Below are 21,755 nucleotides of genomic sequence, written 5' to 3'. Positions count from 1 at the left end.
CGTAGGGCCCCGAATCGGAAGCATCTGCAGGAAGTTTCCGGCGACGTGTGGGTGGATGATCCGCCCCCGCCCTGTGCAGGGCGGGGGCGGATCGGCGAGAGGGAAACCGGGTTACTCGGCTCGCGCTGCGACCGGTTTCTTGGGTGTGGCGCCGAGGACGGCGTCATGTCCGGAGTCGGGCGTCCGGAACTTCGGCAGGAAGGAGGTCAGGATCAGCGCAGCGATTGCAGACCCGGCTGCCAGGGCCATGATCACCCGGAATGCATTTTCCGTTGGCACGGATGCGGCGCCGATCGAGATGGTCATCTGCGCGAGGATGACCCCGGCGATGGCGCTGGCGAATGAGGTTCCCAGCGAACGCATCAGGGTGTTGAAGCTGTTCGCCGCACCGGTCTCGGTGGGGGGCACGGCCGCCATGATGAGCGCGGGCATCGCGCCGTAGGCCATACCGGTACCTGAGCCGATGATGATCGCGACCATGACCAGCTGCCAGATCGAGTGGAGCGTGAAGATTCCGACCCCGTAGCCCGTTGCGACGATGACAGCGCCGAGCATCAGTGTGATCTTTGGTCCGTACGCATTGGTGATCCTGGACGAGACCGGAGCGATGAGCATCATCACCACACCGAAGGGGGCCATCACCAGACCGGACATCAGCATCGATCCGCCGAGGCCGTATCCGGTGCTCTCAGGGAGCTGTACGACCTGGGGGAAGACCATGGTCGCGGCGAACATGGCGAAGCCGAACACGATCGAAGCGAGATTGGTGAAAAGAACCTGGCGTCGGACTGCGATCCGCAGGTCGACCAGTGGTCGGGTGGTACGAAGCTCCCACCACCCCCAGGCGAGGAACGCGATCAGTGCAACCGCGAGCAGGACCAAGGTCTGGCCGCTGGTCCAGCCCCAGCTCGAACCCTTGGATACGGCCAGCAGTAGCGCGACGAGTCCAGTGGAGAGCGAGATTGCGCCGACGAAGTCGAACGAGCCGCCGGTGCGCACAGGTGATTCGGGCACGATCATGACGATGAGTGCGCCGGCGACGACGCCGAGGGCGGCCGACACCCAGAACAAGACATGCCAATCGGCGTACTCGGCGATCAAGGCGGCGATCGGCAGCCCGAGTGCTCCACCGACTCCGAGCGATGCGCTCATCATCGCCACGGCACCGGCGAGCTTCTGGGGCGGGAGGACGTCGCGCATGACGCTGATCCCCAGGGGGATGAGTCCGGCGGCGAGCCCCTGCAGGGTTCTTCCGACCACCAGGGGAATCAGGCTGGAGCTGAGCGCGGCAACCAGCGAGCCGGCCACCAGTAGGACAACGCTGATGAGCAACATCCGCCGTTTGCCGAACATGTCACCGAGTCGACCCATGGTGGGCACTGCGACCGAGGCGGCGAGCAGGGTGGCCGTGATGGCCCATGCGGTGTCCGATGCGGGAGCATCGAGATACTCCGGAAGGTGCGGGATGATCGGGATCACCAATGTCTGCATCAGTGAGACCACGATTCCGGCGAACGCGAGAACTGCGACCACAGCACCGGTCGCCGGAGGTTTGGCCACCGCAGTGGAATCAGCGGAAGTCGACATGTGAACACTCCATCGGAAGACGTGGCTGGCTTAAGTCAGTTGATTTAGCTAAGTTAAGTCAGTCGATTGAAGTAGTCAACTCGAAAGGGCTGGGTGTGACCAAGGACGCTACGACGGGGTCGTCTACTCGAGATCGATTGCTCACAGTGGCCGAACAGTTGTTTGCCGAGCATGGCGTGTTCGCGGTGTCCAACCGTCAGGTGAGTGAGGCCGCGGGCCAAGGTAACAACGCAGCGGTCGGATATCATTTCGGTACAAAAATCGACCTGGTGCGGGCGATCGTGCAGAAGCACGCGGGCCAGATCGAACAGCATCGGTGCAATCTCGTGGCAGGGATTCAAGGGTCCACAGAGGTCCGGGACTGGGTGACCTGCCTCGTTCAGGCTTCGACCGGACACTACGCGCGCTCGCGTACCTCGAGCTGGTATGCCCGGTTCAGCGCACAGGTGCTCACCGACCCCGGGCTGCGCGACATCGTCTACGCGGAGGCCATGGCCTCGCCCTCACTACAACAGACCATCGCCGGATTGGCGGCGTGCCTGCCCGATATGCCCGGCGACGTTCGGCAGGCCCGTTCGGACATGATGCGCCAGCTCATGACGCACATGTGTGCCGAGCGCGAACGGGCCATCGCCGAATCGTCCGGCAGTGAGGCGATGGGACAGTCGGGCGATTGGACAGACTTCACCATCGATCTCGTCGACGCCATAGTGGGTCTCTGGCTCGCCCCGGTCACCCGGTGAGCATCGATCGGTCGATCACTTCGTCAGCCACATCTCCTCGGGCAGCGGCGAACCCAATCCGTAGACGTCGACACCCGACACGTTCGTGCCCGCGATCACCGCCGGCGTTGATCGGACGAAGAAGACACCTGGGACCAGTTCGGCAATTTTGCGCTGCACCGTGTCGTAGGCACCCTTCCGCTCCTCCACGGTGGTGCCGACGCGTCCGGCATCGAGTGCGGCATCGAGTTCCGGGTCGCTGATACCGGTCATGTTTCCTTGTGACTTCGAGTGGAAGCTCACCCACAGTTCGGTATCCGGGTCCAGGACATTCGCCGAGGTGACGACCATCTGGAAATCACGATTCGCGACCACTGAGTTGATCGCGGACGAGTCGAGCGCGTTGATGCTGACCTCGACGTTGTCGAACGCACTCAACTGGGCCTGTAGAGCCTCGCCCGTCTGCTTGTTCTCCGTGGTCGAAAAAGCGGTGTAGGCGAAGTCCACAGGCTTGCCCTCGGCGGCCAGTTCGTCGAACAGCGCCTGCGCTTCTTCCTTGTTGTTCTCCTGCAGCGCGATGTCGCTGTAGAACGGGGACAACTCTGGGAACAGCGTCTTCGGGACGATCCCGGCGTCGTTGTAGACGACGGTGTTGAGTGTGTCGAGATTCAGAGCGAGGGATACCGCTTTACGAGCCCGCGGATCGTCGAACGGAGCACGCCTGGTATTCATCGCCATGTAGTACCCGCCGCCGGCCTCGACGAGGTCGGTCTTGAGGCCGGCGCCCTCGGCCTTCTGGAGGTTGGCAGCATTTGACTCCGAAGCGCTGTCGACGGCACCGCTGATGACCGCGTTGTAGCGTTGAGCGGCGTCGGGAACGAAGGTGAAGGTCAGCGAATCGAGATAGGGCTTAGGGGCATCCCAGTAGCCCGGATTCTTCGCGAATTCCATCTTGTTCTGCCTGGTCCAACTGGTCAATGTGAACGGACCCGCACCCACGGGCGCGGCATCAAACGACGCACGGCCCTTCTCCAGAACCGTCGGGGAGGCGACCCAGTTCAGCGCGCTGGTCACCACCGCCTGAGCGAAGTGTTGATTCGGTGCGACCATCACAACCTTCAGGGTTGCCGGATCCACGACCTCAGTCGATGAGATCTGGGGGCTCACCTTGCTGGCACCGGACCCGAGGGTCGGATCTTTCATGCGGTCCCAGTTGTACTTGACCGCCTCGGCGTCGAGTGGTGTGCCGTCCGTGAACTGCAGTCCCGGACGCAACTTCATCGTGTAGGTGGCGCCGCCGTCGGTGGTCGAGAAGTCCTCGGCCATCTTGTATTCGATATCGAGGGACTCGACGTTATTGATCATCAGCGTGCCGTAGAGCGCGTTCCCGAGCTCGGGTTGCGTTGCCCAGACGTTGCCGAGGGAAGCGGGGTCGAGAGTCCGGGGCTCGGCGACCTGGATGATGCTGGCGGACCCGCCGGCCACCGGCTCACCTTCGTCCTCGGATGCGTTGGTGGCGGAGGGGGAGCCGCAGGCTGTCAGTAGCAGGGTGGCAGAACACACTGCTGCGATCACCGCGGTGAAGAGACGCCGTTGTCGAATCATCGTCGACCTTTCGGTAGGAGGGGGAGGGGTTCAAAACATGGCTGTTCACATCGGTTCCCGGTGTGGCCCGGCGAGCTGACCGCCGTCGACGATCAGCGACGTGCCCGTGCAGTACGAGCTCTCGTCCGAGGCGAAGAACAACACTGCATTCGCGACATCTTCGGGCTTGCCGAAACGAGCGATGGGTTGCTTCTGCATCGCCGACTCGAGTCGGGTGCGTACGGTTCCGGTGGCTTTGAGCATCATCGGGGTCTCGATGAAGCCAGGATGAACGGAGTTGACCCGGACGTTGAACGGGCCTCCCTCGAACGCAACGGCTTTGGTGAGACCGGTTACCGCGAACTTGGATGCGACGTACGAGGTCATCCCCTCGACTCCGACGAGACCGTCGATCGAGGAGATGTTGACGATGGATCCACCGCCGTTGCGCTGCATCACTGGTAGGGCGGTACGAGTGCCCATCCACACCGAGGCGACATTCAATTCCATGATCGAGTGATGGCCGTCGTAGACCTCGTCGACGATCTTGCCCACGCCGCGGCCGCCGCCGGCGTTGTTGACCAAGATTTCCAGTGGCGCGAAGTGCTCGGATGTGGCGAACAGCAAGTGATCCCAGTCGTCTTGCTTTGTGACGTCGGCATGGACGAAGAGGGCGTCCTCCCCGAATTCCCGGGCGACGGTCTCACCAAGCTCGTCGTTGACATCGGCGATCACTACCCTCCCACCCTCACGAAGGAACGTTCGAGCGGTCTCCGCTCCGATACCACTGGCGCCGCCTGTCACCACGGCGACCTTGCCCTCGAGCCTGTGGCTCATGAAACCGGTCCTCTCTCCGCGTTCGCGGATGCGTTGCGTGGGACCTTTGGTGTCCCACGCTGAAGTTGTGATCTGAATCGGTGCGCCTGGGTCATGCCATGAACGCCCCGCCGTTGATGCGGACTACTTGTCCGGTGATGAATGAACCAGCATCGGAGGCGAGTTGAAGCACGGACAGTGCGACATCGCGGGTGGTTCCGACCACGCCGAGCGGCGATGCCGTCGCCATCATCGCGATGTACTCGGCGCGTCTGTCGTGATCGATCGTCCCGTCGTTACCCGTCCAGTGCTGGTCGGTCATCCCGGTCTCGACCCAGCCCGGCGCAATTGCATTGACCCGTATTCCCGCTGGGCCGAGTTCGAGTGCAAAGGTGCGTGTCAATTGTGCAACGCCACCTTTCGAGATTGCGTAGGTGATGCGACCGGGGCTGGTGCGGTCTTGGATGGACGAGGTCAGATTGACGATGCTGCTACCCGGCGTCATGACCCGCCCCGCCGCCTGGCAGGCGAAGAACGTACCGCCCACGTTGATTCGGAACACGGTGTCGAGTTCAGCCGGAATGACCTCCAACGCATTGCGCATGATCATGATTCCGGCAGCGTTCACGAGGATGTCCAGCTGTCCGTGTGCGGCCATCACGTCGTCGACAGCATCGGATATCGCGGCGGGATCGGCGACGTCCAAACTCTGTGTTGCGATCGACAGCCCGAGTTCCTCGGCGCGCGTCCGCGTCCGCAGTAGGCCTGGCTCGTTGACATCGGTGGCGGTGACGCGCGCGCCCGCAGAGGCGAGCACGATGGCAGTCTCCTGACCGATGCCATTGCCGCCACCGGTGACGAGGGCCACCTTGTCGGTCACGAGAAACGCGTCGGTCACAGCCGAATGATGGGAAGTGGTCATGGGCTAGGACGTCGCGTCCGAGAACGCGGCGTTTCGCTCGATTTGGTCCGCGGTCATGCGCCACGGACTTTGGATAACCGCGCCACCGTCGACTACCAGCGTCTGCCCGGTGATCTTCGCGGCGAGCCGAGATGCAAGGAACAGCACTGCATCTGCGATGTCGCGCCCGCGAGGGGGAGCGAGGGCGTTGACGACGTCTTCCCCGAATGGGACCTCCGGGAGGTCCCAGTTGTTGCCGCCGACGTTGCCCGGCGCTATCGAATTGACCCGCACACCGTGCTCGCCGTATTCGTCGGCAAAAGTCTTGACCAGTGAGATGACGCCCGCTTTGGCGGCGCCATATCCGGCGTGGAATCGCGACGAGCCGATTCCGTCCACCGAGGTGAGGGCGATGAGTGAACCGCCCATGTCGTTCCTGATCAGATGCGGTATCGCTGCCTTGAACACATAGAAGACCTGCGTCAGATTGAGGAGGATCTGGGAATCCCAGTCGTCGTCGGGAATGTCGGCAGCCTTGCTCCATTTGGCACCACCGACGATGTCGACGCAGACGTCCAGTCCGCCCAGTCGCACCGCCGCCTCGTCGACCGCGCGCCGGGCAGCAGCTGAGTCGAGTACGTCGGCGATGATCGCGAATGCGTTGCCACCCTCGTCGGTGATTTCCCGAACGATCTGTTCTGCGCGTTCGGCATCCTTGTCGATGCACGCGACGGTGGCTCCGGCCCGCGCCAATTGCAGTGCGGATCCGCGGCCGTTACCCGCCCGCACAGGGATGAAACCGGCACCGACAACAATGGCGCGGGCGCCGTCCAGTCCTAGGTCGATCATGTTCTGTCTCGGCTTTCTTCGGTAGGTCAGTGTGCGGCGGGCCGATGGACGCGCGCCGCTCCTTCGGTGGCTACGCGTGGAGCGTCAGGCCACCGTCTCGAGGTCGTCGCTCTCGTCTTCATCGGGGTCGACTGCGCTCGAATAGTGCTGTGCGGCAACGGAGAATGTGTAGTCGGCGCGGTTGAGGTGGAGCAGGCGGGTCGCGAGTTCCAGTCCCGACATCGGGGTACTGGTGCCGAGGCGTCCGTGCTCGTTGACGTAGTAGTTGCGCTCGGGGTTTGCCTTCGGATCGAGCCAGATCAATTTGCTCGCTTCCTCGTCGATCGCGTTGTTGAATTCCCAGAACGCCTCGTCGGTGACCTCAGCGCTGTCGCATCCGTCTTCGATGACTGCGACGATGACCCTGGCGATGTAGCCCACCCAGGACTCCATCCATGCGGGAAGTCCGCCGACGCCGATCCCGCCGCCCGTGGCCGGCTGTGCATTGGGACCGTAGAGCACGAACAGGTTGGGGAACTCGGGGATTGCCAGGCCCAGGTAGGCCCGAGGGCCGCCTTCCTTGTTCCAGCGTTCTTCGATGTGTACACCGCCGACACCGCGAAAATCGATGGGCCAGAGCCACTTCGTGACCTCGAAGCCCACGGCGGTGAGAGTCAGATCGACCTTCCGCAGGGTTCCGTCGACGGTGACGATCCCGTCCTCGGTGAACTTCTCGATGCCATCGGTGACGAGCTCGACGTTGTCGCGGGTGAGCGACCGGTACCACTCGTTGTCGACGATCGGACGCCGAGCTGCCGGGGTGTAATCCGGAACGAGCTTCTCGACAAGGTCGGCGCGATTGTCCACTTGTGAGCGGATGTACTGGGTGAGGTTCTCGCGCAGTCTGTCGTTGCTCTTGCTGAAGATCCCGCCGGCGGCCTGCCACTCCGGATCAGGTTGGATCGTGTCGCGAGGATTGTTGGGCTTCAGCGCCGTGGTGCGTGCCCAGTTCCAGTAGTGCGGGATGTTGTCGAGAATCCAGCGCATCTCCGGGGTGACGGCCTCGCCGTAACCTTCTCGGGGCGCGATCCACTGGGGAGTCCGCTGGAAGACGTGGACCTGATCTGCGTCGTCCGCGATTCGCGCAAGGATCTGGACGCCGGTGGACCCGTTGCCGATGATGGCCACAGACTTTCCCTTGGCGCTGTGTCCGTCGGTCCACTCGGTGGTGTGGATGATCTCCCCCGCGAAGCCCTCGATGCCCTCGGCGACAAGCTTTTTCGGGGTGGAGAACAGACCGGTCGCTGTGACCACGAAATTGCTGGTGAGGTCCCAGGCAATGCCGTCGGCGTCGGACACGCGTAGTGCCCACGACGATGACCGTTCATCGAACTCGGCCGCCTGGACCTCGTGCTCGAACCGGATGTTCTCGAACACGCCGTAATTCTTTGCCACCATCTCGAGGTAGCTGCGGACCTCGGGTTGGCGGGCGAATTGCTCGGTCCAGGGGTGATTTTTCACGAAGCTGTATTCGTACGTGGTGCTTGCGGTGTCGACCCGGGCATCGGGGTAGGTGTTGATCGCCCACGTGCCGCCGACGTCAGGTCGACGCTCGTAGATCACGTAGGAGATTCCGAGTTGCTCGAGCTGGACCCCCATCGCGATCCCGCAGAGCCCGGCTCCGATGATGACGACGGAGAACTCGTCGGCGCGTTCCGGACGATTGTCGCTCCACTCGGCGAAGAGCGGGAAATCGTCTACTGCGGGCATGGTCCTGGCCACCGCGAATTCCGCGTCGGTCAGCTCCTGGCCGAGGGCGAGCTCCATCATGTCGCGGAGTTCGGTCTCGTCGAGTTCGCGCGGTGTGTAGCTCGCACCTACGCCGTCAACGAAGGCCTCGGCCTTGCGGAACAGGTCCTCGCGGTCGTCCTCGGCGATCGTCATCTCGAACGCGGCGCCGCTACGGATGGGCACCAAGTCAAGCTTCATCTTCGCCAGCTCAGGGTCGCCGGTGGAGTGCAAGAGGGCGAGTCGCAGGGCGTGGAGGTTCGAGCTCGCCATTGCGTGTCGGCGGAAGTCTTCGTCGCTCAATCTGAGCCTCTTTTCAGCATTTCGAAAAATGTTTCTTAACTTGGTGGGCTACGCTAGCCTGAGGCGAAGATCACGTCAACGTTTTGATCACATTTAGGAGTTGGATGTCTCTGTCGGCCCTCCGTGCATTACAGGTGCTCGATTTCCTGACCGTGAACGAGCGCAGTAGCTTCACCCTCAGCGAGCTCTCGAAATCGTTGGACATCAGTCCCGGGTCGATGTTTGCTGTGCTCAAGGTGATGAGCGACGGCGGCTATGTGCTCCGGCATCCGCGTCACAAGACCTACACACTCGGACCGGCTGTGGTCGCCGCCGGACACGCGGCGTCGGGTGCTCATCCGGTCATCGATCTGGCACGCTCGGAAATGGTCAACCTGGCATCCGCGACCGGTCACGAGTGCTCGGGCACCGTCATGGTCGGTCGTGACATCCTCTGTATCGCGGTCGAGGGTAAACCGACTGGGCGGCAGCTAGAACTCGCTGCAGGACAGCGCATTCCTCTGCAACCCCCGTTCGGCCAGCCCTTCTTGGCGTGGCTGGCGCCGACCGAATTGCGCGAGTGGATCACCGAGCTGCCAGATGACCTGCAAGAACGGGTTGCGGGCTATCTCAGTGGGTACGGCCCTGCGGTTAGGCAACGCGGCTACACAATCGGTCTCGAGGACCCGAGCCCGGAACGGCGCTCGTTGACCCGGGATCTGGCGGAGCGACCGAACGATGTCGATCTGCGAAAAGCTTTGCTCGAGCAATTCTTCGACGAACAACCGCATTACGCGGTTCTGGAGGTCGACCCGGACCTCGAGTACGACGTGGGTAACATCGCGGCCCCCGTCTTCGATCCTGACGGGCGGGTTGCTTTCTGTCTCACCCTGCTGCATATCGGCAGGCTTCGGGGTGTCGATATCGCGGTAGCGGCGCAACCTGTCACCGCGTCGGCCCAGCTGCTGACCCGGCAGATCGGTGGCAGGGCACCGACCCACGACTGGAGTATCCCGCTGTGATCTGGGGAACCTGGAACTGAAAGGTATTCACAATGACTGAGAACAACTTCGCTGCAGCTGATTTGGGGGAAGGCACTCAGATCGCGGCTCTCGACTCCGAGAGCGTTCGCATCCTGCGGATAGTCCCGGCCGGCGCCAGGAGTGACACTGCGCTTCTACACTTTCACGGCGGCGGCTACCGCAAAGGTTCGCCAGAGATTTTCGCCGACAGCCTCGCTCGGATCGCGGAGGCGTGTCGGATGCAGGTGTTTGCCGTGGGCTACCGCCTGTCCACCGAGAGGCCTTTTCCGGCCGCGTTGGACGACGCCGTCGCCGCCTATGAATTGATCACGCAGGAGATACGTCCGGAACGGCTTGCTTTGTGGGGTGATTCGGCAGGTGGTGGATTGGCCGCGGCGCTACTGCTGCGACTGCGAGAACTAGGAATTCGCGGCCCGGTCGGGGCGTTCCTGTTCTCCCCGTGGGCCGATCTCCGAAACTCGGCGGTCAGCTTCTCCGAGAACGAGGCCAGTGACGAGCGCTTCTCTTTGCAGCAGGCAACCGAGGCCGCGGCCGACTATCTCGCGGGACATCCGGCAACCGATCCGCTCGTGTCACCGGCACTCGGTGACTGGACCGGGCAGCCTCGGCTCGTGGTCCAGGTCAGCGACAGTGAGGTGTTGCGCGATGATGCGTTGTTGCTGGCGCAGACGGCGACGGACGCCGGTGTAGATGTCCGGTTGAAAGTGCACGAGGGTCAGCCGCATATCTGGAATCTGGCCTACCCGTCCACTCCCGCGTCGGAATCAGCAATCGACTTCATGATCGAGCACCTCGCCCAGTTGATCAGGCCGCGAGTCTGCGGTGGCACACCTCGGTGATACGGCTGCGTGCGTCGTCGTCGACTCCCGGGACTCTGTCGTCTGACATCCAGTTCAGTAGCCGCTGAAAGTAGCGTCGCTCGGGCAATCCGAACGTCTCAAAGATGTCGCCGGCGTCTCCTCCGTCGAAAAACTGCCACTGCAACGCGAAGTCGATCATGGCTGTGTCGTATCGATCAGGCGTCCACTGTGCGATGTGCTGTTGGATCCTGGTGCTCGCATACATGTGCGTTTTCCTCTCCGAGTGTTAGGTGGCCTCAACAAGTAATTGGGCCGATAGATCTGGTCAGCGGCTACCTGCGGTAGCCGCTGACCAGATTCGTTCTTTCGGCGCCGGTTGCGACTCGGCGTCGCCGATCAGGCCGGTCCGGTGACCAGGTTCTTCTCGTTGTAGAGCCGTGCCCACTCCGCCCGGGAGCGAATCGATACATCGACATCGGTGGCGGTGGCCCGCAATGCTCCAACGGTGGCGTCTTCGCGCTTGGTCTTGGCGAAGGGATCCCACCCGAAGTGCCGGCACGAGTTCTCGAAGGTGATCTTGTTGATGTCGCTGTCGCTGGCGCCCACGGCAGTCAGCTCGCCGTATACGCTTTCGGCCGCGTCGGGGAAAAAGCAGTCGGAGTGCGGGAAGTCGCATTCCCAGGCAATGATGTCGATGCCGATCTCATGACGAAGCTTGAGGGCGGTCGGATCGGTGACATAACACGCGAGCGAGTGCTCCTTGAAGACCTCGCTGGGCAGTTTGCCGCCGAAGTCGCGCCGAAGCCAGCGCTGGTTCGTGTAATGCCGATCGCAACGGTCGAGATAAAAGGGTATCCAGCCGATCCCGCCTTCTGAGAACGCGAATCGGAGATCGGGGAACCCGCGCATGGCCGGTCCCCACAGCAGATCTTGGGCGGCGATCGCAGAGATTTGAGTGGCGAGGACGATCAGGTTGTCGATGGGTGCGTCTTTGGCCATCGAGATCGCACCGAATCCCGATCCGATGTGCAGACACATGACCACGTTCTCGTCCGACAGCGTTTGGAATACCGGACCCCAGTAGTCGATGTCGTGGTAGCTGGGCAGGCCTTCGAGGTGCGGGATCTCGGGCATGGTGACCGCCCGGCATCCTTTGGCGGCCACCCGCTTGATCTCGGCGACCATGGCGGGCGGGTTCCACGTCGGTAGCAGTGCCAACGGTAGAAACCGGTCGGGGTAGGCGGCGCACCACTCGTCTATGTGCCAGTCGTTGTACGCCTGGACCATCACGATGGTCACTTCGGCCTGATGCTGGTTGAGATGTCGTGCGGAGAAGCCGGTGAAGGTCGGGAAACACATCGAGGCGAGGATGCCGTTCCGGCTCATGTCGCGGACTCGCTCGTGCACGTCGTACACACCCGGACGCATCTCGGCGAAACGGGCGGGATCGCGCCCCCACTCTTCGGCGGGCCAGGACACGACCGCGTTGAGACCGCTCACGCCAGTGGGTTTGCCCTGGTAGACCCACTGATCGATGCCCGCCTCTGTGACGATCACCTTCGGGGCCTCGTCGACGTACTTGGCCGGGACATGGTTCTGGAACATGTCGGGCGGCTCGACGACGTGATCGTCGATGCTGACAAGGATCATGTCCTCGATGTTCATCAATACTCCTAGGAGTGCGGTAGGTCACGTGGGCTGTGACTCTGTTGTACCGTTCACAGGCATGACCGACTCCACACATTCGGCCACGCCCCGTGCAGAAACGGCCAACATCAAACGGCTTCGTCGCAGCGCTGTCGTCACGGCGGGTAGTCGCGTCTACGAAGGTGAGCGTCTCGTCACCGGCTGGCATCAGCACGACGAGCATCAGATCGAATACGCGATCGGCGGTGTCGTCGAGGTCGAGACCGCGAACGCGCACTATCTGCTGCCGCCGCAGCGGGCAGTGTGGATCCCGGCCGGGCTGCGGCACCAGGCCACGATGAACCCCAATGTGCGGTCGATAGCGGTGATGTTCGATCCTGAACTCGTCAAGTACGAGGGGCGGAGCGCCGCGATTCTCACTGTCTCTCCGCTGATTCGGGAAATGATCGTGTACGCCCGGCGCTGGCCGATCGGTCGCCTGAGCACTGACCCCGAGGCCGATTGCTTCTTCAGCACTCTTGGCAATCTCCTTCTCGAGGCGATAGCGAGCGGCGGTGAAACGCTCAGTCTGCCGACCTCTGATGACCATGTGGTCGCGTCCGCCATGACATTCACGAAGGAGAACCTGCACTCGGTCAGCATCAATGAGGTGGCACGTGCAGTGGCGGTCTCGGAGCGAACGCTTCGCCGGATGTTCCATGAGGAGACGGGATCTTCGTGGCGCACCTACCTCCTGCGTGCGCGAATGCTCCGAGCCATGGCTCTGCTTGCCTCGCAAGACCAATCCGTCCAAGAAGCAGCGCGCGCAGTGGGTTTCGAGAATGCGAGCTCGTTTGCCCGAGCGTTCACCGACTACAGCGGTCAAACGCCCTCCTCGTTTCGCCAGCGCAGCGCAGGCTCGATGTGAGGCGTACCCGGTGGCAGATTTTCTGCGCTCCGAGCGTTCGGACAGTGGACACATCGCCGTGGACTGATCACTGAACGAACAGATCAGCCCCGTATTTGACCTGCTGAATCGGTTCTCTGCATTCTCGGACCGTGCGAGGCCCGGCATCGCAGCAGGCGGACCACGGTCCCACAAGAGTTCATGGGAGGCTCACCACGATGACGGAACGACGCATCACGCAGCGGGGGTTGTGGTTCGAGGAGTTCGAGGTCGACGCCGTGTACGAGCATCGACCCGGCCGTACCGTCACGGAAGCCGATAACGTTCTCTTCACCACCCTGACGATGAATACTCAAGCGCTGCACCTCGATGCCGCGTTCGCTGCGACCCAACCTGGCTTCTGGGGCGAGCGGCTCGTCAACTCGATGTTCACCCTCTCGACCATCGTGGGTCTGTCGGTCAGTCAGCTCACCCAGGGCACACTCGTCGCCAACCTGGGGTTTTCCGCCATTGCGTTCCCGAAGCCGCTGTTCCACGGCGACACGCTGTACGCCGAGACGGTGTGTACTGGCATGCGGGAGAGCAAGTCCCGACCCGGCGAGGGAGTGGTGGCGCTGCGGCACGTGGGGAGAAATCAAGACGGGGATGTGGTCGCCACTGCTGACCGTTCCACGTTGGTACGCAAACAGCCTGGCGCGGACTAGCTCGATGGCGCAGTGGAGTATGCCGGGCCCGGCCATCCTGTTCTGTCCGGCTGACCGGCCGGAGCGATATGCGAAGGCGCTCAGCCGGGCAGATGCTGTCATTCTCGATCTCGAAGATGCGATCAAGCCCGAGGCGCGCGATGCGGCGCGTCGAGCACTGATCGAGAATCCCATCGACCCGGACCGAACGATCGTGCCTATCAACCCGTCTGGCACCGAGGACCACCATGCGGACCTGGCGGCGGCTCAGATCGCCGGTACTCCCAACTGCATCGGTCCGGCGCATGGAAAGTTCGCGATCGACTCGGTACACATCGATATCGCAGATACCGAGGGGCTACTTGCCGAAGCGCTCGATGCCGTCAACCTGGGGTACGAGGCGACGGCATGCATACATCCGTCTCAAGTCGAGGTCGTGCGGTCTGCCTACCGTCCCTCGGCAGACGAGATCGACTGGGCTACAGAAGTACTCGATGCAGCATCGAAGAGTGCCGGCGGCGTGTTCCGAGTGGGCGGACAGATGATCGATTCGCCCTTGCTCGGTCAGGCGAAGGCGATCATGCGGCGAGCGTGATTGCATTGACCGTAAGTCTGACGACGGGCCGCGGGTCTCACAAAACAGGGGGCGAAAATGGGGAATCTGACGGGAAAGGTGGCTTTGGTCACCGGAGCGACAAGCGGTATCGGAAGGGCTACGGCCGTCATGCTCGCGCAGCGGGGTGTACGTGTTGTCGCGTCCGGTCGTGACGCGCAGCGTGGTGACGCCGTCGTTTCTGACATACGCCGCGGCGGTGGCACTGCCGATTTCATCGGTGCCGATTTGATCGATGCTGCGTCGGCAACGCGACTTGCGCAAGAGGCACTTGCCGTGACCGGACGGATCGACATCCTTGTCAACAACGCCGGCGCCGCAGTTTTCGGTTCGACCGCACACGGGACGGAGGACCAGTTCGACACCATCTACGCACTCAACACCAAGGTCCCCTACTTTCTCGTGGCAAGCATCGCTCCGGCGATGGTTCAGCACGGAGGTGGCGCAATCATCAACGTCAGTACGATGGCCGCGAGCTTCGGAAGTGCCGGATCCGGAATCTATGGATCGAGTAAGGCCGCGCTCAATCACCTGACGAAGACCTGGGCGGCCGAGTTCGGAAGAGATGGGGTGCGGGTCAACGCCGTTGCGCCGGGACCCACGAGGACCGAAGGTACTGAGTCGGTCATGGGCCCCGCATTGGACAAGCTCGCAGCCAAGTCACCGCTCGGACGAACCGCCACACCTGATGAGATCGCGTCGGTCATCGTCTTCTTGGCCGGCGATGAGGCCGGCATGGTCCACGGACAACTCGTTCACGCCGATGGTGGCCGGACGATCATCTGATGTCCGGCCGCCCGGCTACCCGACGCTGCCCGTGGTCACGGCGTCGACGATGACCCCGAAGGTGTTGGCGATGACGTCGAAGAGATAGAAGATCGTGGAGAGCACGTTGTTTCGTCCTTTGAATCTGTTGGATAGGCGTCGAGCATGATCACGGCCACCGTGGTGAGCGCTTCTTTCCAGGCCGTGGACATGGCATCGGTCCATTTGTCGCCGCCGATGCCGGCCATGGTGGACACCAACGTCGTTGCGACCCAGCCATACATCTGCGGAGTGACCCCCAGCGAGGCGTGGACGCGACCGAGCGACCCCAGTGACTCGTGCAGCCAGCCGGGGTCGTCGAGATGGTCGAGTACGGCGACGATGGCCTGCTGCAACATGGCGGCCTGCGGGCGTATGTTCGTTCCGAAAAGATCTCGCACCGAGGGATGTTCGTCGAACAACCTCTCGTAGAAGCGAACGGTGAAATCCGGGTCACCCGCCCCGACCAGCGTCAGGCTGTGTTCCAGGAGATCTTTGTCCATCAGGGATGGTTTGGATTGTTGATGACCGGGATGCTGATGTTGATGGGCATACGCAGCTCCGACATGTAGAACAGGACGAACTGGCGGAGGAACTCGTCGAACAGCCAGTAGGCCTCTTCGGGTACGCCGAGGTCGAGGCCTCCTTCGCGGACGATGACGTAGGGCCCCCAGGCAGTTTCGAGTAACGGCGTCCACACGGGTTCGGTGGGGATGCGCAGCCAGTTGGCGATCTCGTTGCCGAGCATGAAGCGGGTCAGCGCGCCGAGGATCGGTCTGCTGAGCAGTGTCAGGTCGAGGTTCATGCCGAGACTCAGGAGGATGTCGGCGAGTTTGATGCCCTCGGGGGTCGGCGCGAGGATGGGGTCGAGGACCTGCTTGGCCTGGGAGTCGGCCTCATTCCACGACGCCGGGATGTACTGGTCTTGCACGCCCAGCAGATGCGCCGCCAGCTGCCACGAGTGCAGGAACCCCTCCGACTCGTCGGCGGCGATCGGGACCTTCCACTTCTTGAGGTTGCGCATCACCGTGGTGGGCAGTGAGTGCCAGGTGACCATGATGTCGGCTTGGCTGATGGGTATGTCTTCGGGTGCCGAGTTCACCCAGTGCGGCGATTGTGGCAGCAGGTGTCGAACCGCGGCGTGCGCGAGGCGGGTTTTGACGCAGGTGACGACCATCTCGCCGTCGGGTTGGTAGGCGTTGAGTGAGCCGATGTCGTAGCCGAGTTTCGCGGTTTTGGTGATGCGGTCTTTCATGTCCGCGCCGCCCTTGGAGTAGTAGACCGCGCGGGCTTCCTTCGGGATGACGGTACTCATCATCCCGCTCGCGAAGCCGTAGAGCACCCCGAGATAGGTGCCACGCTTCTGGTTGAAATTGACTGCGCTGACCAGCTTTTGCTCATCAGCCCAGGCCGGTAGTTGCTTGGCGTGTTCCATGAAGTCGCGAAGTTCCGATGGCAGCCCTGCCGGCAGCGGTTGTGAGTTCTTGGTCCAGTGTTTGAGGATCTCGTTGACCTTGGGCACCTCACCCCGGTCCAGGAGGCCGGCGACAACGGGATCTGCTTCGACGTCCCAGACATATTTGGGGTCGGCGCCGCTGCCGATGCCCGGGACCGAGCCCGCGGGAGACCACGTCCACGGTGTCGCCGGTGCCGCGAGGGCGAACGCGCCGGCGGCCCCCAGTACTCCGCCGGCTTTCAAGGCGTTTCGTCTGTTGAAACTATCCATTTCTGTGTCCCCGTCCGTCAGTGCAGGCTGATGCAATGAAACGCAAAGCGTCTCTCTGTAACATCAATAGCACACGTGTGGTCCGAGTCACAAGGGTTCGGTCGAGCCTGCGGCTGTCGTCAGCGCAGGAATGATGTGCTGATCTGTCTTCAGGCAAACCTCGCCTGGAACGATTCGAATCCCTGGAGGCAGTTGTTGGACAGCGGCACCGGGTCCGAGACCTCGATGGTCTCTACGCGGGTGAGCACTTCGTGGAGGAGGGTTTGCATCTCCAGCTTCGACAGCTGCATGCCGACGCAGGTGTGCATGCCGTGCCCCCAGCCGAGGTTGCTGCCCCGGCGCTGCAGCGAGAACGTCTGAGGGTCGTCGAAATGACGTTCATCCATATTGGCGGCGGCATAGAGCAACACGACGCGCTCGCCGGCACCTAGTCGAACGCCGTCGATCTCGGTGTCGCGAGCCACCGTGCGGGTGAATCCGCGGACCGGTGAACAGACGCGGACCGCCTCCACGACCGCGGTCGGGATCAATTCGGGTTCGGCCTTCAACTGGGCGAACACCTCCGGATTCTCTCCCAGGCTCCAGAGAAGCTGACCGATCGCGAGGATGGTCGTGTCCAGACTCGGTGCCACGAAGTCGATGACCATGGTGCGTGCTTCGGATCTGCTGATCTCACCACGATCGGCGGCATCGAAGACGCTTCTTGCCCACCCATCAGGCGTGACCCGGGATCGGCGCAACTGCATCGTGTACAGCAACAGCCCGAGTGCTGTGGGGGCAGCGTCCACCGAGCGCCGGTTCATCGGGCCGAGGATGTCGAATGTGCCCGCACCCCAGCGCAGTAACTGCTGGGGCCCTACCTCTACCCCTACCAGGTCCGCCACCGCAGCGATCGGCAGGCGAGAGGCGAAATCAGCGATACCGTCGAACGTGTCCCGTTCGAGTAGCCGTTCCACGGTGGCGCGTGCTTCATCACGCAGGATGGGCAGCGACGGCCGGATCGCACGGGAGGTCAACGACTGCATCAGGATTCGGCGACGCGTCGAGTGCCGATCGTCGTCGCTGGACAGCACGGTCTTGCGTCCGAGTAGGTTCGCCACTGGATTCGCTGCTACACCGGTGCCGCTGCGAAAGGTGGCGTCGTCGCGCAGCGCGCCGCGGACGTCGTCGAACCTTCCCATCGCCCAGACATGGTGTCGGGGTAACCAGACGACCGGACCGGCGTCGCGGATCTGCCGGTACACCGGCTGGGGATCGATCAGTGCCGCGCGTCCGTACAGGTCGATATCAACTGCCGGGGCATGTCGTCGTGCGGCGCGTCGCGTACCGAGAGTGAGTGTCATACCGATATGTCCTCGAGGTCGGTGCGGTGCACACGCTGGTAGCTCGAGAGCAGATCGCCCACGTGCGCGCAGGTCCGGGCTGACGCCATCACGACACGATCGGGGCGGAGCAGAATCGCATACGTGTGCTGCGAGCGCATCACGGCAGACGGGGACGGGTTGGTCGACGGAACACACGCAAGGTCATCGACATCGATATGCGTCAGGCCGGTAGCCGCGAGTCGGGTGGCCGTGTGGTCACGCAGGCGGCCGCGGGTGATCAGCGCGTAGCCCGTTCCGAGCAGGTCGTCGAGCCGGCGGGCGCCGTCGGGTGTGCGCACCCACGGTTGTGGGAACACGGTCCCGTTGAGGCGCGACCGAAATCCGCGGCGCTGGACCAGTGGCCCGCGGCTCAGTGCAGGGCTTGCATCGGGTAACGCATGCGCGATCCGAGGGATGCGGCATGCCGCCGTGACCAGGGCCCTGCGAATGGATGCAAGGCGGTCTTGCCCACCGGTCAGACACCATCCGACGACAAGGGCCATCAAAATGACGCGAGTGGCGTGCGGTGTGCGTTCGGATTCATAGGTGTCGAGCAGCACTTCCGGCGCGGCACCGTCGAGGACGTCGGCCAATTTCCAGGTCAGGTTGAATGCATCGCGCAACCCTGATCCGAGCCCCTGGCCTACGAACGGAGGTGTTTGATGGGCGGCATCGCCGGCGAGGAACACCCGGCCAGCACGCCAGGTGCGGGCCACCCGCGCCCGAAAGGTATACGACGCTCGCCGCATGATCTCGGATTCTGCGAGTACGGCCGGAGACATCCACGGCGACAACAAGTGCCGTATCGAATCCTCAGACCGCAGCGCATCCAGGTCGTCATCGCCTCGGACTCGGAACTCCCAGCGGTACCGGTTGCCGGTGACCGGCATGAACGTGGCGGCGCGGTGGGGGTCGCAGATCTGGTGAACGCCGGTCCACACGTCCAGCGGTGCCGGGGTGAGCACGTCGACCACCAGCCACCGCTCGTCGAATCTGAAGTCGCGCATGGTGATACCGAGTTGCTCGCGTACAACGCTGTTTGCCCCGTCGCACCCGATCACGGCGACCGCGTCGATGGATGTGGTTGCCCCGGTCAGGTTTCGATAGCACACCACCGGCCGCGCACCGCCGCTCAACTCGGTGACCTGGCAACCGCGTCGCAGGTCGATCAGGTCGACGTCCGCTGCTTTGGCAAGAAGGATACGTTCGAGGTCGGGTTGGTCGAACATGCTGTCCGGTGGGAAACCGTTACGACCGGCACCGGTGTCGCGCGAGAACTCGGTCATCACCCGGCCCCGTCCATTGACCAACCTCATACCCGGCATCGGTCGGGTGAGCGGTGCGAATGTCTCGTCGATGCCGACGGCTTGCAGGATGCGGAACACCTCGTCGTCGAGGTGCACCGCGCGCGGCAGCGCATACGGTTCACGGTGACGCTCCAGGATCACGCTGGCAACGCCGCGGTGAGCAAGGAGTAGGGCGCACGCGACCCCGACCGGGCCCGCGCCGACGATGACAACGGGGTCGCGCGGAGTCGTCATGAATATCTCACCTGGCAACGTTGCCGGCCGAGGTCGATGGCGCCGTCATCGGTTGCGATTCGCAGCTCGACGACGTCACCCTCTTTGAGGTATTTGGGATTTGCGGCCTGACGCTTGAAGAAGGTCTTCCATTTGACATGCGGCGGGATGAGCGCCCCGATGATCTCGATCGGCTTGGGAGGCGCGGACAGTGCGGTGCCGCCCGGAGTGCCGGTGAGCAGCAGATCTCCAGCGTCGAGCCGCTGAAAGCCGGTCAGCACGGCCAATGCGCTGACCGGGTCGATGATCATGTCGCCCCCGACGCGTCCGTTCTGCCGGCGTTCGCCGTTGACCCAGAGCTGCAGACGAAGCTGGTCGAACCGGCGCCATTCCTCGTGCGTGAGCAGTACCAGCCGGGGTCCGACCGGAGTGAACGTGGGATACGACTTCGACTCGTAGAACTGCGTTTTCGGCAATTGGAGATCCCGAGCGCTGACGTCGTTGGTGATCACCACGCCGGCGAAGTAGTCGCTGAGGGTATCGGCGGTGATGGTGGTGCCGACCTCGATGGCGGCGCCGGCGACGAGGCCGATCTCGACTTCGTAGTCGAGCAGTCGGACGTGCGGCGGCTTGACGATGTCGTCGAACGGGCCGGTGATCGACCCGGACGTCTTGCGAAAGAACGTCGCCGAAACCCTGTCCGCGTTGATGCCGGAATCGGTTGCGTGACTGCGGTAATTGACCATCTGCGCCACCACGCGACACGGCACGGTCACCGGGGAGAGCAGGGTCAGATCTCCCACCGGTGTCGCGTCGGATTCGTCGCCGGTGGCTGCTCCGTCGATGGCAGCCCGGTCGGACAACAACTCGCCGGTGGTCAATGCCGAGGTGCGAACGGGGTACGCGGTCTCGCCGCGCTGGACCCACCAGCCGGTCTCGGTGCGCAGGACGGTGGTGGTCATGAACGTGCCACTTTCAGTAGGCCCAGAAGGCGGTGGATATCGAACTCGTTGTCGTCACGAAGGCCCGCGAGCATTCCCCTGACGAGGTCTGGATCAGGGTTCGCGCCGAGGAAGTCGCGGGTGACGGGCGGTCCCCACTGGGATAGTCCACTGGCGGTCATCGGGGCCCATCCCGCCTCGACGGTGCTGTCGAACATGTCTCCATCGGCGAAATGCTCGACCATGAACTTGTCGAGATCGCGCCAGTAGTCGAACAGCTGACTGCCCTGGATGTGTCGACCGATGCCCCACGCATGGTGGTAGCCCCGATCTGCCAGGTAAGCACCACCTGCGGCGACCGCATCGAGATCAGCCACCTGGTACGCACTGTGTACGTACCGCGACATCGGTCCCAGTGTCATCGCCAGGGTGTGGTGATCTGCCGCGTCGCTGCCGCGGTCGCAGCGCATGAACGCCATCGTGGGTCCGCGATCGCGTTGGCCGGGGAAGAACAAGAAGTCGCTGACGATGAGCCCGAGCATCTCCTGGTACCAGGCAAGGTTTTCGCGAAAGCGTGGTGTCTCGAGTACTACGTGCCCCAGCCGTTGAACCCGCGCAGGCTCACGTGGTGGGCGCTGAACGGCATTGAAACGCTCGACTTTTCCGCTGACATTGACAGTCAGCGGGTCCTGGTCGGGGAGCGCGGGCAGCTCGGTCATACCGGCAACCACCCGGACCTGCATCCCGGAGGGGTCGGTGAGGTCGATTGCCCAGCCACCGAGGTCACCGAGGGGGTACACCCGCCGCCCGGATACGCGGGACAGCCGCACCAGGTCATCTTTCCCGGCGGCTCGAAACGCCGGGCCGGTGAACCTCGACCGATGTGACCGCCGAATCAGGACACAGGGCGCGCCTGACCACGTACCGCGCAGAGACAACTCGTCGGCGGTTCGCGAGACGGTGGTGAAGCCGAAATCGTGGGCGAACAGTTCAGCCTGGCCGATGTTCTGTTTGTCGAACTCGAGCCACGCCAGGTCGACGACCTTGACGACAGGTGAGGTCGATCTGTCGCCGGGGTCGATCGGTCGCGGGCCGCCCTCGCCGTGGAGGTCGCTGTGCGGTGTTCGTACGGGGACTGTCACGGTAGATCACCAACCTTTCTGAACCGATCGTCACTTGTGACGTCCGGTTCGTCAACGACGTTCAGTGTTGGAATCAGA

General features: G+C 63.1%; 21 protein-coding genes. 7 read left to right on the top strand and 14 right to left on the bottom strand.

Features of this window, described 5'->3' with window-relative positions; translation table 11 throughout:
* Positions 1-111: 111 nt before the first annotated feature.
* Positions 112-1,587 (bottom strand): MFS transporter, encoded by a 1,476-nt coding sequence (locus J3S28_RS25470; protein WP_207843757.1) that lies wholly within the window; start codon positions 1,585-1,587, stop codon positions 112-114.
* 65 nt (positions 1,588-1,652) lie between these two features.
* On the opposite strand from J3S28_RS25470, the gene J3S28_RS25465 reads away from it, so the two are divergent.
* Positions 1,653-2,330 carry a TetR/AcrR family transcriptional regulator gene (locus tag J3S28_RS25465; protein WP_372436077.1) on the top strand — a complete coding sequence of 226 codons (678 nt, stop codon included), beginning with the start codon at positions 1,653-1,655 and terminating at the stop codon, positions 2,328-2,330.
* A gap of 15 nt (positions 2,331-2,345) precedes the next feature.
* Here the strand turns inward: J3S28_RS25465 and J3S28_RS25460 are convergent, their stop codons facing one another.
* The 5 genes from J3S28_RS25460 to J3S28_RS25440 form a co-directional block, all read right to left on the bottom strand.
* Positions 2,346-3,914, bottom strand: a complete 1,569-nt coding sequence (locus J3S28_RS25460) for an ABC transporter substrate-binding protein (protein ID WP_207843755.1) — start codon at positions 3,912-3,914, stop codon at positions 2,346-2,348.
* A 45-nt stretch (positions 3,915-3,959) separates the two neighbouring features.
* Positions 3,960-4,730 (bottom strand): SDR family NAD(P)-dependent oxidoreductase, encoded by a 771-nt coding sequence (locus J3S28_RS25455; RefSeq protein ID WP_207843754.1) that lies wholly within the window; start codon positions 4,728-4,730, stop codon positions 3,960-3,962.
* Positions 4,731-4,821: 91 nt separating this feature from the next.
* On the bottom strand, positions 4,822-5,607 hold the full coding sequence (locus tag J3S28_RS25450; protein ID WP_207843753.1) for an SDR family NAD(P)-dependent oxidoreductase: 786 nt from the start codon (positions 5,605-5,607) through the stop codon (positions 4,822-4,824).
* 27 nt (positions 5,608-5,634) lie between these two features.
* On the bottom strand, positions 5,635-6,459 hold the full coding sequence (locus tag J3S28_RS25445; RefSeq protein ID WP_207843752.1) for an SDR family NAD(P)-dependent oxidoreductase: 825 nt from the start codon (positions 6,457-6,459) through the stop codon (positions 5,635-5,637).
* A gap of 84 nt (positions 6,460-6,543) precedes the next feature.
* A complete protein-coding gene (locus J3S28_RS25440; protein ID WP_207843751.1) occupies positions 6,544-8,529 on the bottom strand; it encodes a flavin-containing monooxygenase in 1,986 nt (661 codons plus the stop codon).
* A gap of 104 nt (positions 8,530-8,633) precedes the next feature.
* Between J3S28_RS25440 and J3S28_RS25435 the strand changes: the two genes are divergently transcribed.
* Positions 8,634-9,530, top strand: a complete 897-nt coding sequence (locus J3S28_RS25435; RefSeq protein WP_207843750.1) for an IclR family transcriptional regulator — start codon at positions 8,634-8,636, stop codon at positions 9,528-9,530.
* A 32-nt stretch (positions 9,531-9,562) separates the two neighbouring features.
* Positions 9,563-10,390 (top strand): alpha/beta hydrolase fold domain-containing protein, encoded by an 828-nt coding sequence (locus J3S28_RS25430; RefSeq protein WP_207843749.1) that lies wholly within the window; start codon positions 9,563-9,565, stop codon positions 10,388-10,390.
* Here the strand turns inward: J3S28_RS25430 and J3S28_RS25425 are convergent.
* Both J3S28_RS25425 and J3S28_RS25420 read right to left on the bottom strand, forming a co-directional pair.
* On the bottom strand, positions 10,356-10,616 hold the full coding sequence (locus J3S28_RS25425; protein WP_207843748.1) for a hypothetical protein: 261 nt from the start codon (positions 10,614-10,616) through the stop codon (positions 10,356-10,358). The genes J3S28_RS25430 and J3S28_RS25425 overlap by 35 nt on opposite strands.
* 131 nt (positions 10,617-10,747) lie before the next feature.
* Positions 10,748-12,016 (bottom strand): amidohydrolase family protein, encoded by a 1,269-nt coding sequence (locus tag J3S28_RS25420; protein WP_207843747.1) that lies wholly within the window; start codon positions 12,014-12,016, stop codon positions 10,748-10,750.
* Between the two features lie 61 nt (positions 12,017-12,077).
* On the opposite strand from J3S28_RS25420, the gene J3S28_RS25415 reads away from it, so the two are divergent.
* The 4 genes from J3S28_RS25415 to J3S28_RS25400 all read left to right on the top strand — a co-directional run bounded on the left by J3S28_RS25415 (position 12,078) and on the right by J3S28_RS25400 (position 14,966).
* Positions 12,078-12,905 (top strand): AraC family transcriptional regulator, encoded by an 828-nt coding sequence (locus J3S28_RS25415; protein WP_207843746.1) that lies wholly within the window; start codon positions 12,078-12,080, stop codon positions 12,903-12,905.
* 197 nt (positions 12,906-13,102) lie between these two features.
* Positions 13,103-13,588, top strand: a complete 486-nt coding sequence (locus J3S28_RS25410) for a MaoC family dehydratase (RefSeq protein ID WP_207843745.1) — start codon at positions 13,103-13,105, stop codon at positions 13,586-13,588.
* A gap of 4 nt (positions 13,589-13,592) precedes the next feature.
* The gene (locus tag J3S28_RS25405) at positions 13,593-14,162 is read left to right on the top strand and encodes an HpcH/HpaI aldolase/citrate lyase family protein (protein ID WP_237342117.1); all 570 of its coding nucleotides are present in this window, start codon (positions 13,593-13,595) and stop codon (positions 14,160-14,162) included.
* 57 nt (positions 14,163-14,219) lie between these two features.
* Positions 14,220-14,966: an SDR family NAD(P)-dependent oxidoreductase gene (locus J3S28_RS25400; RefSeq protein WP_207843744.1), complete on the top strand. Its 747-nt coding sequence runs from the start codon at positions 14,220-14,222 to the stop codon at positions 14,964-14,966.
* Positions 14,967-15,001: 35 nt separating this feature from the next.
* Here the strand turns inward: J3S28_RS25400 and J3S28_RS25395 are convergent, their stop codons facing one another.
* The 6 genes from J3S28_RS25395 to J3S28_RS25370 form a co-directional block, all read right to left on the bottom strand.
* Positions 15,002-15,487 (bottom strand): globin domain-containing protein, encoded by a 486-nt coding sequence (locus J3S28_RS25395; protein ID WP_207843743.1) that lies wholly within the window; start codon positions 15,485-15,487, stop codon positions 15,002-15,004.
* The gene (locus J3S28_RS25390) at positions 15,487-16,710 is read right to left on the bottom strand and encodes an oxygenase MpaB family protein (protein WP_207843742.1); all 1,224 of its coding nucleotides are present in this window, start codon (positions 16,708-16,710) and stop codon (positions 15,487-15,489) included. Before J3S28_RS25390 ends, J3S28_RS25395 begins: the two co-directional genes overlap by 1 nt.
* A gap of 149 nt (positions 16,711-16,859) precedes the next feature.
* The gene (locus tag J3S28_RS25385; protein WP_207843741.1) at positions 16,860-18,053 is read right to left on the bottom strand and encodes a cytochrome P450; all 1,194 of its coding nucleotides are present in this window, start codon (positions 18,051-18,053) and stop codon (positions 16,860-16,862) included.
* The gene (gene mhpA, locus J3S28_RS25380) at positions 18,050-19,615 is read right to left on the bottom strand and encodes a bifunctional 3-(3-hydroxy-phenyl)propionate/3-hydroxycinnamic acid hydroxylase MhpA (protein ID WP_207843740.1); all 1,566 of its coding nucleotides are present in this window, start codon (positions 19,613-19,615) and stop codon (positions 18,050-18,052) included. The genes J3S28_RS25385 and mhpA overlap by 4 nt, the downstream gene beginning before the upstream one ends.
* Complete coding sequence (locus J3S28_RS25375) at positions 19,612-20,556, bottom strand: fumarylacetoacetate hydrolase family protein (RefSeq protein ID WP_207843739.1); 945 nt, start codon at positions 20,554-20,556, stop codon at positions 19,612-19,614. The genes mhpA and J3S28_RS25375 overlap by 4 nt, the downstream gene beginning before the upstream one ends.
* Entirely contained in the window at positions 20,553-21,677 is a 1,125-nt protein-coding gene (locus J3S28_RS25370; protein WP_207843738.1) for a VOC family protein, read from the bottom strand. Before J3S28_RS25370 ends, J3S28_RS25375 begins: the two co-directional genes overlap by 4 nt.
* Between the last annotated feature and the right edge of the window lie 78 nt (positions 21,678-21,755).

Source organism: Williamsia soli (assembly GCF_017377795.1).
Taxonomy (GTDB): domain Bacteria; phylum Actinomycetota; class Actinomycetes; order Mycobacteriales; family Mycobacteriaceae; genus Williamsia; species Williamsia soli.
This window is presented reverse-complemented; position numbering and strand designations above follow the sequence as displayed.